Annotated in this window: 15 protein-coding genes and 3 tRNA genes; 8 read left to right on the forward strand and 10 right to left on the reverse strand. The window is 63.4% G+C overall.

The window, feature by feature from the left end; all coding sequences use genetic code 11:
* Nucleotides 1-71 precede the first annotated feature (71 nt).
* Nucleotides 72-1,214 carry an acyltransferase family protein gene (locus tag ASD80_RS10750; protein ID WP_082555207.1) on the reverse strand — a complete coding sequence of 381 codons (1,143 nt, stop codon included), beginning with the start codon at nt 1,212-1,214 and terminating at the stop codon, nt 72-74.
* Between ASD80_RS10750 and ASD80_RS18505 the strand changes: the two genes are divergently transcribed.
* Complete coding sequence (locus ASD80_RS18505; protein WP_082555208.1) at nt 1,213-1,614, forward strand: glycoside hydrolase family 108 protein; 402 nt, start codon at nt 1,213-1,215, stop codon at nt 1,612-1,614. The two genes, ASD80_RS10750 and ASD80_RS18505, sit on opposite strands and share 2 nt — an antisense overlap.
* Here ASD80_RS18505 and ASD80_RS10755 read toward each other — a convergent pair.
* The 6 genes from ASD80_RS10755 to ASD80_RS10780 all read right to left on the reverse strand — a co-directional run bounded on the left by ASD80_RS10755 (nt 1,578) and on the right by ASD80_RS10780 (nt 6,221).
* A tRNA-Tyr gene (locus ASD80_RS10755) sits at nt 1,578-1,662 on the reverse strand. The two genes, ASD80_RS18505 and ASD80_RS10755, sit on opposite strands and share 37 nt — an antisense overlap.
* Nucleotides 1,663-1,856: 194 nt before the next feature.
* Nucleotides 1,857-1,930 (reverse strand) — tRNA-Gly (locus ASD80_RS10760).
* Nucleotides 1,931-2,092: 162 nt separating this feature from the next.
* Entirely contained in the window at nt 2,093-3,313 is a 1,221-nt protein-coding gene (gene uxuA, locus ASD80_RS10765) for a mannonate dehydratase (protein WP_056232580.1), read from the reverse strand.
* Between the two features lie 62 nt (nt 3,314-3,375).
* The gene (locus ASD80_RS10770; protein WP_056232581.1) at nt 3,376-4,659 is read right to left on the reverse strand and encodes a TRAP transporter large permease; all 1,284 of its coding nucleotides are present in this window, start codon (nt 4,657-4,659) and stop codon (nt 3,376-3,378) included.
* A gap of 2 nt (nt 4,660-4,661) precedes the next feature.
* Nucleotides 4,662-5,183 (reverse strand): TRAP transporter small permease, encoded by a 522-nt coding sequence (locus ASD80_RS10775; RefSeq protein WP_056232583.1) that lies wholly within the window; start codon nt 5,181-5,183, stop codon nt 4,662-4,664.
* Between the two features lie 57 nt (nt 5,184-5,240).
* The gene (locus ASD80_RS10780) at nt 5,241-6,221 is read right to left on the reverse strand and encodes a C4-dicarboxylate TRAP transporter substrate-binding protein (RefSeq protein ID WP_056232586.1); all 981 of its coding nucleotides are present in this window, start codon (nt 6,219-6,221) and stop codon (nt 5,241-5,243) included.
* A 93-nt stretch (nt 6,222-6,314) separates the two neighbouring features.
* Here ASD80_RS10780 and ASD80_RS10785 point away from each other — a divergent pair, with 93 nt between their 5' ends.
* The gene (locus tag ASD80_RS10785; RefSeq protein WP_056232588.1) at nt 6,315-7,019 is read left to right on the forward strand and encodes a GntR family transcriptional regulator; all 705 of its coding nucleotides are present in this window, start codon (nt 6,315-6,317) and stop codon (nt 7,017-7,019) included.
* Between the two features lie 111 nt (nt 7,020-7,130).
* Here the strand turns inward: ASD80_RS10785 and ASD80_RS10790 are convergent, their stop codons facing one another.
* Nucleotides 7,131-7,718 (reverse strand): HupE/UreJ family protein, encoded by a 588-nt coding sequence (locus ASD80_RS10790; RefSeq protein ID WP_156460410.1) that lies wholly within the window; start codon nt 7,716-7,718, stop codon nt 7,131-7,133.
* Nucleotides 7,719-8,015: 297 nt separating this feature from the next.
* On the opposite strand from ASD80_RS10790, the gene ASD80_RS10795 reads away from it, so the two are divergent.
* Together ASD80_RS10795 and ASD80_RS10800 are read left to right on the forward strand one after the other, a co-directional pair.
* Nucleotides 8,016-8,408, forward strand: a complete 393-nt coding sequence (locus ASD80_RS10795; protein ID WP_162247348.1) for an MAPEG family protein — start codon at nt 8,016-8,018, stop codon at nt 8,406-8,408.
* Nucleotides 8,409-8,464: 56 nt separating this feature from the next.
* Nucleotides 8,465-8,540: transfer RNA gene (locus tag ASD80_RS10800), tRNA-Trp, on the forward strand.
* A 43-nt stretch (nt 8,541-8,583) separates the two neighbouring features.
* Here ASD80_RS10800 and ASD80_RS10805 read toward each other — a convergent pair.
* On the reverse strand, nt 8,584-9,438 hold the full coding sequence (locus tag ASD80_RS10805) for an NAD-dependent epimerase/dehydratase family protein (protein ID WP_056232593.1): 855 nt from the start codon (nt 9,436-9,438) through the stop codon (nt 8,584-8,586).
* A 50-nt stretch (nt 9,439-9,488) separates the two neighbouring features.
* Nucleotides 9,489-9,770, reverse strand: a complete 282-nt coding sequence (locus tag ASD80_RS10810) for a hypothetical protein (RefSeq protein ID WP_056232595.1) — start codon at nt 9,768-9,770, stop codon at nt 9,489-9,491.
* 255 nt (nt 9,771-10,025) lie between these two features.
* Between ASD80_RS10810 and secE the strand changes: the two genes are divergently transcribed.
* The 4 genes from secE (at nt 10,026) to rplA (ending at nt 12,059) form a co-directional block, all read left to right on the forward strand.
* A complete protein-coding gene (gene secE, locus ASD80_RS10815; RefSeq protein ID WP_056232597.1) occupies nt 10,026-10,223 on the forward strand; it encodes a preprotein translocase subunit SecE in 198 nt (65 codons plus the stop codon).
* 40 nt (nt 10,224-10,263) lie between these two features.
* Nucleotides 10,264-10,794: a transcription termination/antitermination protein NusG gene (gene nusG, locus ASD80_RS10820; RefSeq protein ID WP_056232599.1), complete on the forward strand. Its 531-nt coding sequence runs from the start codon at nt 10,264-10,266 to the stop codon at nt 10,792-10,794.
* Between the two features lie 139 nt (nt 10,795-10,933).
* On the forward strand, nt 10,934-11,362 hold the full coding sequence (gene rplK / locus ASD80_RS10825) for a 50S ribosomal protein L11 (RefSeq protein WP_056232601.1): 429 nt from the start codon (nt 10,934-10,936) through the stop codon (nt 11,360-11,362).
* Nucleotides 11,363-11,366: 4 nt separating this feature from the next.
* A complete protein-coding gene (gene rplA / locus ASD80_RS10830) occupies nt 11,367-12,059 on the forward strand; it encodes a 50S ribosomal protein L1 (RefSeq protein WP_056232602.1) in 693 nt (230 codons plus the stop codon).
* Nucleotides 12,060-12,278: the final 219 nt, after the last annotated feature.

Genomic DNA, 12,278 nt, shown 5'->3' on the forward strand with positions numbered 1-12,278 from the left:
TGGACTTAACGCCATAAAATTGTAGCCGTATTTCGCGTCGATCTTCAGGGCGGAGGCTTCCGCCGCCGATGCTACTGGCAGGAAGCCGCCGTGTTTTCTGATGAAGAAGGCCCTGACCTGATCAAAGGCCGTGGCGCCGCCAGGCGCTGCGCCGGCCTTTCAATCAGATGCCAGCTCACCGTAGCCACGGCGCCAACCGTGGCCAGCACCACCGCGAAATATGCATAGAGGTCGAAATGGTCTTTTGGCCATTGCGTCCACACCAGAACGATCACGGGAAGGTGCCAGATGTAGATGCTGTAGCTGGCATCTCCCATCCTAACCAACCATTTGGGGGGCGTCGCTCGACGGGAGCGCTCAAGGGCCATGCTGCCATAGAGAACTAGCGCCGATGGCATTCCGAATATGAGCACACGATAGGGCGAAACGTCCTCTACCCAACGACCGCCAGGCCAAACCAAAACTACTGCGGCCGAAAACCCGAGCAACCCGGTGAGGATGGCAGTGAGAGCAAAGCGATCCGTTCGCGTCACCAAGGCAGCCACCGCCGCCCCTCCCAGAAACTCAAGCATCGTCAAGTTTGTGGCCATGTCTTTCGGGATCATGTCCAGTTGGCCGAATATCACGATGGAGCAGATTATCAGTGCGATCAATGGAAAGCGCCGCGCGCTGGTTCCTGGCAGCGAAAGCCAGAGCACAGCCCCAACGATGAGATAGAAACGAATCTCCATTGTCAGGGTCCATGCGACCGAAAGGATGGGCGGAAAGTCGTAAAGCGTGATCTGTGCCAGTGCAGTCTGAACCGAGTAAAACTGGCTATCGTTAATTGCCATCATCGCCAGGAGGGCAATCCAAAATACCGGGTAGATTCGAAGAGCGCGCCTGATCAAAAAGGCGGAAGCGGCCTGTCGCCCGCCTTGGGCGTGGCGCGTCACTAGGTACATCACGGCACCAGATATGCAGAAGAAAAGATCCACGCCTGCATGAGCCGAAGGCGTGGTTACCCTCTCAATTATGAACGCCATCCAGTCGGGCTTTGGTCCGCCCGATAGAAGCAAGTGGCCGATAACGACCATTCCTGCGGCAGCGCCGCGCAGGGCTTGGATGGACTCCCACTTGTTCTGATTTATCGACATACGCGGAATATCGCACCACCTCCCAGGCTTTGACCAGTCGAATACCTCGACACCCCAATATCGATAGGAGACCACCATGGACCGCAATTTCGCGCGGGCGCTTTCGGCTGTCCTCAAGCAGGAGGGCGGCTATGTCGACCATCCCGCCGATCCGGGCGGGGCGACCAATATGGGGATCACGCACAAGACGCTGGCGCGCTGGCGCATGGTCTCGCCGTGGTGGAAGCTGCCCAAAAGCGCGGTGATGGAATTGCAGCGGCCGGAGGCGGCGAAGATCTATCGGGCCAACTATTGGGACGCTGTGCGCGGCGATGATCTGCCATCCGGGCTCGACCTGGCGCTGTTTGACTTCGCAGTGAACAGTGGGCCGGGCCGGGCGGTCAAGATGCTGCAAACCATCGTTGGCGTCACCGCTGATGGGCAATGCTGCGGGGAGGGCGATGGTGGAGGGGACTGGATTCGAACCAGTGTACGCTAAGCGGTCAGATTTACAGTCTGATGGATTTAACCACTCTCCCACCCCTCCACAACAACGTCGCCTGGGTAGGAAAACGAAGCGCCGGGGCGCATCGTCGGGCGGTTTATGGTGGTCCGATGACAGTGTGTCAACACCCGTTTGGCAAAGCCCCGCAAAAAACCGGCGAGGCGGCGCGGTTGTGGTGAACGGGCGGGCAAAACCGCGTTCCCTGCGGAACATAACGGCTGAGGACTGGGGGATTTTGGAGCGGGTAGCGGGAATCGAACCCGCATATTCAGCTTGGAAGGCTGCTGCTCTACCACTGAGCTATACCCGCAAGGTCGGTGACCGACGCGCTAGCCAATAGCCCGGCATGGCCGTGGCTGACAAGGCCTGTGATGACGGAAATGGCAGGTGGCCCATGCGTCGGCGGGGCCGGAGAGGTGGATTGCCCGGACAAGCCGGGCAATGGCGATGGATGGGAACGCCGGCGGGGCGGTCAGGCGTCGTAGCGGACCCCGGCGTGATCGAGCGTGCGGGTGATACCGCGCAGTTCGGCGAGGCCCTTCATGCGGCCGATGGTGGGATAGCCGGGCTGCGCGGTGGTGCGGCCGAGATCGTCGAGGATGTCCTGGCCGTGATCGGGGCGCATGGGAATCTGCCAGTCGGCGCGGCCGGTGGCCTTGCGGCGGCGTTCCTCGGCCAGGATGACCGCGATCAGCGATACCATGTCGGTATCGCCTTCGAGATGCTCGGCTTCGTGGAACGAGCCCTTGAGGGCGGCGCTCTCGCGCTTGACGTTGCGCAGGTGCAGGAAATGCACGCGGTGGCCCAGCTCGGCCATGATGGCAGGCAGGTCGTTGTCGGGGCGGGCGCCGAGCGAGCCCGAGCACAGGGTCATGCCATTGGCCGGACTGTCGACGGCGTCGAGGATGGTCCTGAAATCGGCGCGGGTCGACATGATGCGGGGGAGGCCGAGCAGGGCGAACGGGGGATCGTCGGGGTGGCAGCAGAGGCGCAGGCCGAGATCTTCGGCCAGCGGCACCACCTGTTCGAGGAAGTCGATGAAGTGCCGGCGCAAGCGGTCGGCGGAGATGGCGCCATACTGGTCGAGATGGGCGCGCATGTCATCGAGCGACATGGAATCGGTGGAGCCGGGCAGGCCCATGGTGACGCTGCGCGCCAGGATGGCCTTGCCGGCGTCGTCGAGCAGGGCGAAGCGGCCGGCAGCTTCATCGACGATGGCATCGGTATAGTCGGCGGCGGCGCCTGAGCGGGCCAGGATGTGGATGTCGAAGGCGGCGAAGTCGTTGATATCGAAGCGCATGCAGGTGCCGCCATGGGGCAGGCGCCAGCGCAGGGCGGTGCGGGTCCAGTCGAGCACCGGCATGAAATTGTAGCAGATCACCTCGATTCCGGCGGCGGCGACATGCTCCATGCTGGTGCGATAATTGGCGATATGGGTGCGCCAGTCGCCGGTCTGCTTCTTGATGTCTTCCGAGATCGGCAGGCTTTCGACCACGTCCCAGTTGAGGCCCGAGGGCGAGCCGTCCTTGCCGGTGGCGATCTGGTGCTGGCGGCGGGCGATTTCATCGGGCGTCCACACCGCCCCGTTGGGGACGTGATGCAGCGCCGAAACCACGCCTTCGGCGCCGCTCTGGATAATGTCGTCGATGCTGGTGAGATCCTGCGGGCCGAACCAGCGCCAGGTCTGTCTCATGGTAGACTCCGGAAAGAGAAAAAGCGGGTCGCGCCGGGAAGAACGCGACCCACAGTGGGAGATCAGCTTCCGAATGCCAGGCGCGGCAGCCACAGCACCAGATCAGGCACGAACAGCAGCACGGCGATTAGCGCGACGACGGCGGCGATGAAGGGGATCGATTCGATGGAATATTCCTCGATCGACACATTCATCAGCGAGCAGACCGCGAACATGGCCGAGCCGCTGGGCCAGGTCATGCCGCCCAGGGTGACGATGGACATCATCAGGATGCCGAAATGCACCGGGTCCATGCCGATCTGGGTGATGATCGGCACGAAGATCGGCGTGAGCAGCAGCACCATGACGGTGCTGTCCAGCGCGAGGCCCGCCACCAGCAGGAAGAGCAGGATGACCAGCACGATCATGTTGGGATCGGTGATGCCGGCCAGCATCCAGCCCGCCAGTTCCTGGGGCACCTGCATGTAGATGGTGGCATAGCCCACCATGCCGCTCATCAGGATGATGAGCATGATGAGGCCGACATCGGAGGTGGCCTGGCCGAAGCTCTGCCACACCTTTTCCAGCGTCAACTCGCGATGGGCGAAAAAACCGATGGCCAGGGCATAGACCACCGCGGCCGCGCCGACTTCGGAGGGGGTGAACAGGCCGCCGCGAATGGCCAGCACCAACGCCACCGGGAAGAGCAGGGCCCATTTGGCATCCCAGCAGGCGACAGCGAGCGCCTTGAAGGTGGGGCGCTCGCTGTCGGCGACCACGTATTTGCGGCGCTTGGCGATGACATAGGTGGTCAGCATGAGCACCAGCATCATCAGGACGCCGGGAATGATGCCCGCCAGGAACAGCCGGCCGATCGAGACATTGCCGACAAAGCCATAGAGGATGAGGCCGATGGAGGGCGGGATGGTGGCGGTGATGAGCGAGCCGACGGCGATGGTGGCGGCCGCGAAGCCCTTGCCATAACCCTTGGCGATCATGGTCGGCCCGAGGATACGGGCTTCCATGGCGGCATCGGCCACGGCCGAGCCGGAAACGCCGCCCATGAGGGTGGAGAGCACGATGGCGACCTGCGCCAGCCCGCCCGACATCCAGCCCACCGAAATCAGCGCCACCTTGAGCAGGCGCGCGGTGATGCCGCTTTCATTCATCAGGTGGCCGGCGAGCACGAAGAAGGGCACGGCCAGGAGCGGGAAGCTCTGGCTCATCGAGGCGATCTTCTGCACCCCGATGGACATGGGCATGCCCTGGGTGGTCATGAAGAAGATGAAGCCGGAAATGCCGGTCGCAAAGGCGACGGGCATGCCGAGGATCATGAGAATAACGAAGGCGATACCGATCAGGGCCATGGCTAAAGCTCCAGCGTGGGTGCGCTGGCTTCGATCTCGGCCTGCGTGCGGTTATAGATGAGCAGTTCCTGCTGGCGGCCACGGAAGGCGCGGATCATGTTGTAGACCAGCGTGGCGCCGATCAGCACGCAGCCCACCGGCACGGCGACGGTAACCCAGGCATAGGACAGGCTGCTGTCGCCGAAGGTGCGCTCGTGGTTGAGCAGGGTCAGCTTCCAGCCTTCCACGGTCAATACGGCGAGGAAGGCGAGAATGACGAGAGAGCAGACGAATTCGAGCCAGAAACGGCGCTGGTAGCCGAGGCGGGACACCAGCACTTCCATGCCCAGATGCGATTTTTCGCGCATGGCCTTGTTGGAGCCGAAGAAGCACAGCCAGATGAAGAGCAGTTGCGCCATGTCCACCGACCAGATCAGCGGATGGCCGAAAAACCGCAGGACGGCGGCGGTGAAAACCAGGCCGGTGATGCCGGCGAGCAGGGCGAAGCAGATCGCCAGCTCGAGTTGAGCCAAGCGCTTGAGCATGATTCATTCCGATGGGTGAGAGGTTGCGGGCTCCCGTGGGAGCCCGCTGGAGATGTATCAGGGGGCGTTGGCGATCGCCTGGAGCTCATCGCGCAAAGCGCCGTAGCCGAGTTTGTCGTAGACGCCGGCCGTGGCTTCCTTGAAGGGCGTGACGTCGATCTCGTTGACGGTCATGCCCGCCGCGACCAGGTCGGCCTCGATCTGGGCCAGGGCGTCCTGGGTGCCGTAGGAGGCGATGTCGCCGGCCTTGAGCGCTTCGTCGCGCAGCACTTTCTGCAGCTCGGCAGGCAGGCTGTCGAACCAGGGACCGGAGGTAACCAGGCCGGTGATCAGGTTGATGTGGCCGGTCTTGGTCAGCACCGAGGTCACTTCATCGAGGTTGGCGCCCTGGCCGGCGGGAAGCTGGGCTTCCACGGCGTCGATGACGTTCTGTTCCAGGGCCGAATAGACTTCGGCGAAGGCCATCGGGGTCGGCACGGCACCCATGGCGGACACCGTTTCGGTCCAGACCGGGGCGCCGGGGGTGCGCATGCGCACGCCGGCAAGGTCGGCCGGGGTGTGAACCGGCATCTTGGTCCAGAGGTGACGCTCACCCTGCCACCAGTTGAACGACAGGACCTGATGGCCCGAGGTGTCATGCAGCTTCTTCACCCATTCCTCGAACTTGTCGGACACCACGACCTTGCGGATGCCGTCATAGCCCGAAGCCAGATAAGGTGCGCCGAGCACGCCGAACTCGTTGACGAAGGCAGCGAGACGCCCGCCATCAACCACCACGGCGACCGGCGCACCGGCGCGGGCCTGCTCCAGCACGTCCTCATCGGGGCCGAGCTGGGAATTGGGGAACAGCTTGACTTCGATGGCGCCGTTGGATGCCGTGGCGACATTGTCGCGGAAGGCTTCGAGGCCCTTGTAGAGCGGGTCCGAGGTGGCGAGCGCGGTATTGACGCTCAGGGTATAGTCAGCCGACAGAGCCGGGGCGGCGTAAGAGATGATCAGGCCAGCAGCAAAAGCCGCGGCGAGCGGTGTGAATTTCATGTGGTTCCTCCCTTGCGGCCGGGGCCGCTACGAGCCGGGCATCTATGCAACGGCTATGGAGAAATGGTAGTATGGTAGTATACGGGAGTCAATATGACGATGATTTCGCCACTGTCTGACAGCATCAGTCCGCTCGCGCGGCCCGCTACCGTGGGCAACAAGGTGTTCGAGGCCATGCGCCAGGCGATCATCCAGTTGCAGTTGCGGCCGGGCGATCCGCTGTCGGAAGCCGAGATGGCGCGCCAGTTCGGCGTGTCGCGGCAGCCAGTGCGCGAAGCCTTCATCAAGCTGGCGGAGGTGGGGCTGGTCGAAATCCGGCCGCAGCGCGGAACCTCGGTGGTGATGATCTCCCGGCGCGAGGTGGAAAATGCCCGCTTCATCCGCGAGGCCATCGAGGTGGCAGTGGCACGCAGGGCGGCGGAGGTGGCTGATTCGAGCCATCACGGCATGCTCGACGGGCTGATTGAACGGCAGCGCCTGGCCAACCGGGCAGGCGACCTGGCCGAGTTCCTGCGGCTCGACGAAGCCTTCCACCAGGCCATCGCCCAGGCGGCCGACTGCGAACGGGCCTGGCGCCTGCTGGAAAATCTCAAGGCGCAGATGGACCGGGTGCGCTACCTGTCACTGGCGGACGCCACGCCGCTCGAAACGCTAATCGAGCAGCATGCCGTCATTGCCGACAGCATTCGCCGGCACGACGCGAATGCCGCTGAAGCCGGCATTCGCCAGCACCTGAGCGAAATCCTGACCTCGCTGCCCAAGGTCGCGGCGGCCCATTCGGACTGGTTCACGGCTTAGGGGCCGTATTTGCGGGAATGACCCGGTGATGGGCGGGGAGACCAACCGCGGCCGCCCCCATCCAGCGCTGCGCGCCATCGTCTCCCCGAGGGGAGAAGAATAGGAGTTGTGCTACAGCCAGCCGGCCAGAATGCCGATGCCGCCGAGGGCGAACAGGCCGCCTGCGAGCTGCGCGGCTGTCTTGCCGAAGCGACCGACGATCCGTGCCATGCCCGATGCCGCGAAGATGCCGGAGAGGTGGAGCAGGGCGGTGGCGGCAACGAAACCCAACGCATAGGTCAATCCTGCGGCGGTTTCGGGCATTTCGGCGCCATGGGCATGGCCGTGGAACACGGCGAAGACACCCACAAGGGCCATGGCCAGCGCCACCGGCATTGGGCGGCCGAGGGCGGCAGCGGCGCCGATGACGACGCTCGAAAGGGCAATGCCGAGTTCAACGAAGGGCAGGCCGAGTTGGGCGATGTCCAGCGCGAAACCGGCCACCATCATGCCGACGAAGCTGAGCGGCACCAGCCACAGGGCCCGCCCGCCCAGCACGACGGCGAAGACGCCCACGGCGACCATGGCCAGGATGTGGTCGATGCCGCCGATGGGATGCTCGAAACCGTGCAGGAATCCGGCCGTATCGCCGATGCCGGTATGGGCGAAGGCGATGGTTGGGGAAAGGGCCAGAATGGCCAGGGCCAGCAAAAGACGCATCGTCATCCTTCCGGGGTGCCTCGCCCCTGAGTGATCGTGTGGCGCCCGCCGAAACTTCCGTAAACTCGCAAGGTATTTATGGGCCGAGCCGCGGGCCGTTGTAAATGGTGATCCTATCGGTACTCGCGTGCGTTAGAGGGGTACTCCACTCTCGCGCAGGCGGGAATCCACTCTGGAGATGGTTGGGCAAGAATGGATTCCCGCCTGCGCGGGAATGAGGTTGCGGGTGTTGGAATGACGTTGCGGGTGTTGGATTGACGTGGCGGGTGTTGGATTGATGGACAAAGGAATTTCATTGTGTTGCTGATCATTTTTCTCGTTCTCCTGCTGTTGCTGGTGCAGGTGGCGCTACCGGGCCGCTACCTTACCGCCCAGGTGGGGAGCGCCGGCCAGATGGGGCCGCGCGACGACCTGCCCAAGCCCAGCCGCGACCTGGCGCGGTCGCGCCGGGCGCTGGGCAACCTGCAGGAGACGCTGCCTATCTTCCTTGTGCTGGCGGTGCTCTCCATCGTGCTGGGCGAGCAGGGCTGGCTATCGCTGGCGGGCGGGGCGATCTATTTCGTGGCGCGCATGCTGCATGCCTATTGTTACATGAAGGGCCTGGTGCCGTGGCGCTCGCTGAGCTTCCTCGCCAGCCTGCTCGGCAATCTTTTGCTGGCGATTCCGCTGCTGCCCCATCTCTGGGGCTAGTATGCCAAAGGGTCTTGCGAAACGCGCCTATTGCCATTAGACACACCCTCGCCTGAAGGGGTTTAGCTCAGTTGGTAGAGCATCGGTCTCCAAAACCGAGGGTCGTGGGTTCGAGTCCCCCAGCCCCTGCCAGGCACAATCATTGACATTGCCGGTTCTATCGTCGGTGGGGCCCTCAGCCCAGTGCCGCCCGGATATCGTCCGCCGGCGCGTAGCCGAGCCAGCGGCGGGCTTCGTCGAGGTTCCATGCCGTGCCGGCATTGTTGCTGACGCCGCTGACCACGATGGCGCGGGCCGGCCAGGGGTCGGACGGCGCGGTGAGGGCCTTTTCCACGACCTGCAGGAAATCGCGGTTGGACAGCCACATGCCGCGATACCAGGTGGTGGCGCGGGCCAGTTCGGCCGCGTCAGCCTCCGCGGGGCCGATGCGGCGGCCGCCACCATGCGGGTTGACGGTTTCCGGCCGGTTTTCGCCCGGCTGTACCCAGCCGATGCGGATGTTGACGCCGGTCAGGAGCGCATTGGCGGAACGGGCCATGACGGCACGTTCGCTCAGCAGCTTGGAACTGCCATAGGCGGTGGGGCGATGGAAGGCCTCGCCGTCGAAGTAGCGGGTGCCGGGGCTGGGTGGCGTTGTGGCGCGCAGGGTTTCGCCTGGCGGCAGGGGGCTGTCCTTGTAGCCGCCCATGACGTGGTTGGAGGAGGCGAAGACGAAGCGGCAGGGGGCGTGGCCGACATGCTGGAGCAGGTTGAAGGTCATGTCGACGCTTTGCGCCGCCTCCTGCCAGCCGGAATCGGGCTGGGCGTTCTGCGCGGCGAAATGGACAACTGCATCGGCGGCTTCCACCGGCTCGATCCAGAGCCGGTCATGCGGATCGCGCAGGTCGCCGGCCACGGCGCGGAACTTGCCCTCGTCGGCCATGGGCTTGGGGTCGATGCCCGTTATGGCGGAGCACCAGGCCGCGGCCTGCAGATGGCGGGTCAGCTTGCCACCGAGGTTGCCCCCGGCTCCGGTGATGACGATTTTCATTTGGCTCTCCTCGGGGAGGAGGCTAGCAAACAGCGCGCGCGGCGAACAGGCTACTCGGCGGCGACCGGCAGCTTGTCGGTGTGGCGGGCCTTGAGGCGGTTGACCTGGTGGGCGGCGTGGGTGAGCAGGGCCGTGCGGACTTCGCTGGTGGAAACGCTGCCGACATCGGCCTTGACCTTGAGGTCGAGGGGATAGCGCGAGACGTTGCCCATGAAGCGCTCTTCGATCAGCACGCGCACGACGCCGGTGACGCGCCCGGAAATGGTCTGGTGCGGGCCGAAATAGCGGACTTCGCAGCCCTTGACCTCGAAACTTGAACTATCAGAAGACATGCCACAGCCTCCCTCAGCCGCTTTCTCGTCACAATTGGATCAAATGCCATTGCGAGCGGGTGCGCAAGCCGGATTCAGGGGCTTCTTCACTAATCGTTAATAAATGTGATCGGGCGACGAGTCGCCGGCCCCGATCATTGTTGGCGGGGCCTGTTGCAATTGGGGCCAAGTTTCTCTAGATAGCCACATTCCAGCCGTGCGGGATTCCTGCGCGGCCTTTGGTTTTGCACCAAAAACCCAAGAGTAGATTCGCCTATGGCCCGCCCGAACCCGATCCAGTTCCTGCAGCAAGTCCGGCAGGAAACCGCCAAGGTCACCTGGCCGGGCCGCAACGAAGTCCTGATCTCGACGGTCATGGTCCTCGTGCTGGTTATCCTGGCGAGCCTGTTCTTCCTGCTGGCCGACCAGGTCATTTCCTGGGCTGTCGGGCTGATGCTTTCGATCCGCGCCTAAGCGGGTAACGAACACTATATTCTAGGAGCGGCGACGCTTTATGGCCAAGCGCTGGTACATCGTTCAGGCTTACAGCAACTTCGAGCGCAAGGTGGCGGAGGATATCCGCCAGAAGGTTGCGCAGAAGAAGCTCGAGCACCTGTTTGAGGACGTGATCGTGCCGACCGAGAAGGTCGTGGAGATCCGTCGCGGCCGCAAGGTCGACGCCGAACGCAAATTCTTCCCGGGCTATGTGCTGGTGAAGATGGACATGACCGACGAGGCGTTCCATCTGATCAAGAACACGCCCAAGGTCACCGGTTTCCTCGGCTCGGACAACAAGCCGATGCCGATTTCCGAAAAGGAAGCCCAGGCCATCCTGCAGCAGGTGCAGGAAGGCGTGGAGCATCCCAAGCCTTCCGTCTCGTTCGAAGTGGGCGAGAATGTGCGTGTGTCGGACGGTCCCTTCGCCAGCTTCAACGGCGTGGTGGAAGAGGTCGACGAGGAACGCGCCCGCCTCAAGGTGGAAGTTTCGATTTTCGGGCGGCCGACTCCGGTCGAGCTCGAATACGGTCAGGTCGAAAAGGTCTGACCAAACATCCGGGGAACCGGGTGAAGGACTGTGGAAGAGGATGGCGCACTGCCAGCGCCAGCTACACCTCAGACCACGGTGTCTAGCCAGCTTTAACTAGCTGGCGCCTAACCGGCCGATTGTGGCCAAGGAGACAAAATTGGCAAAGAAAATCGTTGGCTACGTAAAGCTGCAGGTGCCCGCGGGCTCCGCGACGCCGTCCCCGCCGATCGGGCCGGCTCTCGGCCAGCGCGGCCTGAACATCATGGAATTCTGCAAGGCCTTCAACGCCGCCACGCAGGAAATGGAAAAGGGTTCGCCCATTCCGGTCGTGATCACCGCCTATGCCGACAAGAGCTTCACCTTCGAGATGAAGCAGCCGCCGGTCACCTACTTCATCAAGAAGGCCGTCAACCTCAAGTCGGGCAGCAAGCTGCCGGGCAAGGAGTCGGCCGGCACGATCACGGTTGCCCAGCTCCGTGACATCGCCGCCAAGAAGATGAAGGATCTCAACGCCGACAATATCGACGCTGCCGTGTCGATGATCGCCGGCTCTGCCCGTTCCATGGGCATTCAGGTCGAGGGCTGATCAGATGGCACATATCGGTAAGAAGATCACCAAGGCCCGCGAGGGCATCGATCGCAACAAGCTGTACAAGCTCGACGAAGCCATCAAGATGGTGAAGTCGCGCGCCTCGGCCAAGTTCGACGAAACCATCGAAATCGCCATCAATCTCGGCGTTGATCCCCGTCACGCCGACCAGATGGTCCGTGGCGTGGTGAACCTGCCCAACGGCACCGGCAAGACCGTGCGCGTGGCCGTGTTCGCCAAGGATGCCAAGGCAGACGAGGCTCGCAAGGCCGGCGCCGATATCGTTGGCGCCGAAGACCTGATGGAAGCCATCCAGGGCGGCAAGATCGATTTCGATCGCTGCATCGCCACCCCGGACATGATGCCGCTGGTCGGTCGCCTCGGTAAGATCCTGGGCCCGCGCAACCTGATGCCGAACCCCAAGGTCGGCACGGTTACCCCCGATGTCGCCGGCGCCGTCAAGGCTGCCAAGGGCGGCGCCGTGGAATATCGCGTCGAGAAGGCCGGTATCCTGCATGCCGGCGTCGGCAAGGTTTCCTTCTCGGAAGAAGCCCTGCTGCAGAACATCAAGGCGTTCACCGACGCCGTGCAGAAGTCCAAGCCCGCGGGCGCCAAGGGCACCTACGTCAAGAAGGTTGCCGTGTCGTCCACCATGGGCCCGGGCGTGCATGTGGAGCCGGCTTCGGCTCTGTAAAGAATTTCGGGCGGCCGCAAGCCGCCCGGATTGCCTCCCGCAAGGGCGGCACAAGTCCTGTCCGAGACTGCCGGTGCTGATCGATCTGGGTCAGCTTAATGTCCACCGACGCCAGCATAGATGGGGTGAAGACCGGGATTTTCCTGTCCGGAAGGGCAGATAAGAGCGGTTCGAACCAGGCCAGTTGCCCTCGGGCAGCACGGTTGACAGGCATGTAAC

Origin of the sequence: Devosia sp. Root635 (assembly GCF_001427605.1) — a bacterium.
Lineage (GTDB): Bacteria > Pseudomonadota > Alphaproteobacteria > Rhizobiales > Devosiaceae > Devosia.

What these genes read in the sequence shown, in the direction of transcription:
- ASD80_RS18505 (WP_082555208.1), top strand. Translation starts at nt 1,213, where the DNA reads ATGGACCGCAATTTCGCGCGGGCGCTTTCGGCTGTCCTCAAGCAGGAG.
- ASD80_RS10750 (WP_082555207.1), bottom strand. Translation starts at nt 1,214, where the DNA reads ATGGTGGTCTCCTATCGATATTGGGGTGTCGAGGTATTCGACTGGTCA.
- uxuA (WP_056232580.1), bottom strand. Translation starts at nt 3,313, where the DNA reads ATGAGACAGACCTGGCGCTGGTTCGGCCCGCAGGATCTCACCAGCATC.
- ASD80_RS10770 (WP_056232581.1), bottom strand. Translation starts at nt 4,659, where the DNA reads ATGGCCCTGATCGGTATCGCCTTCGTTATTCTCATGATCCTCGGCATG.
- ASD80_RS10775 (WP_056232583.1), bottom strand. Translation starts at nt 5,183, where the DNA reads ATGCTCAAGCGCTTGGCTCAACTCGAGCTGGCGATCTGCTTCGCCCTG.
- ASD80_RS10780 (WP_056232586.1), bottom strand. Translation starts at nt 6,221, where the DNA reads ATGAAATTCACACCGCTCGCCGCGGCTTTTGCTGCTGGCCTGATCATC.
- ASD80_RS10785 (WP_056232588.1), top strand. Translation starts at nt 6,315, where the DNA reads ATGACGATGATTTCGCCACTGTCTGACAGCATCAGTCCGCTCGCGCGG.
- ASD80_RS10790 (WP_156460410.1), bottom strand. Translation starts at nt 7,718, where the DNA reads ATGCGTCTTTTGCTGGCCCTGGCCATTCTGGCCCTTTCCCCAACCATC.
- ASD80_RS10805 (WP_056232593.1), bottom strand. Translation starts at nt 9,438, where the DNA reads ATGAAAATCGTCATCACCGGAGCCGGGGGCAACCTCGGTGGCAAGCTG.
- ASD80_RS10810 (WP_056232595.1), bottom strand. Translation starts at nt 9,770, where the DNA reads ATGTCTTCTGATAGTTCAAGTTTCGAGGTCAAGGGCTGCGAAGTCCGC.
- secE (WP_056232597.1), top strand. Translation starts at nt 10,026, where the DNA reads ATGGCCCGCCCGAACCCGATCCAGTTCCTGCAGCAAGTCCGGCAGGAA.
- nusG (WP_056232599.1), top strand. Translation starts at nt 10,264, where the DNA reads ATGGCCAAGCGCTGGTACATCGTTCAGGCTTACAGCAACTTCGAGCGC.
- rplA (WP_056232602.1), top strand. Translation starts at nt 11,367, where the DNA reads ATGGCACATATCGGTAAGAAGATCACCAAGGCCCGCGAGGGCATCGAT.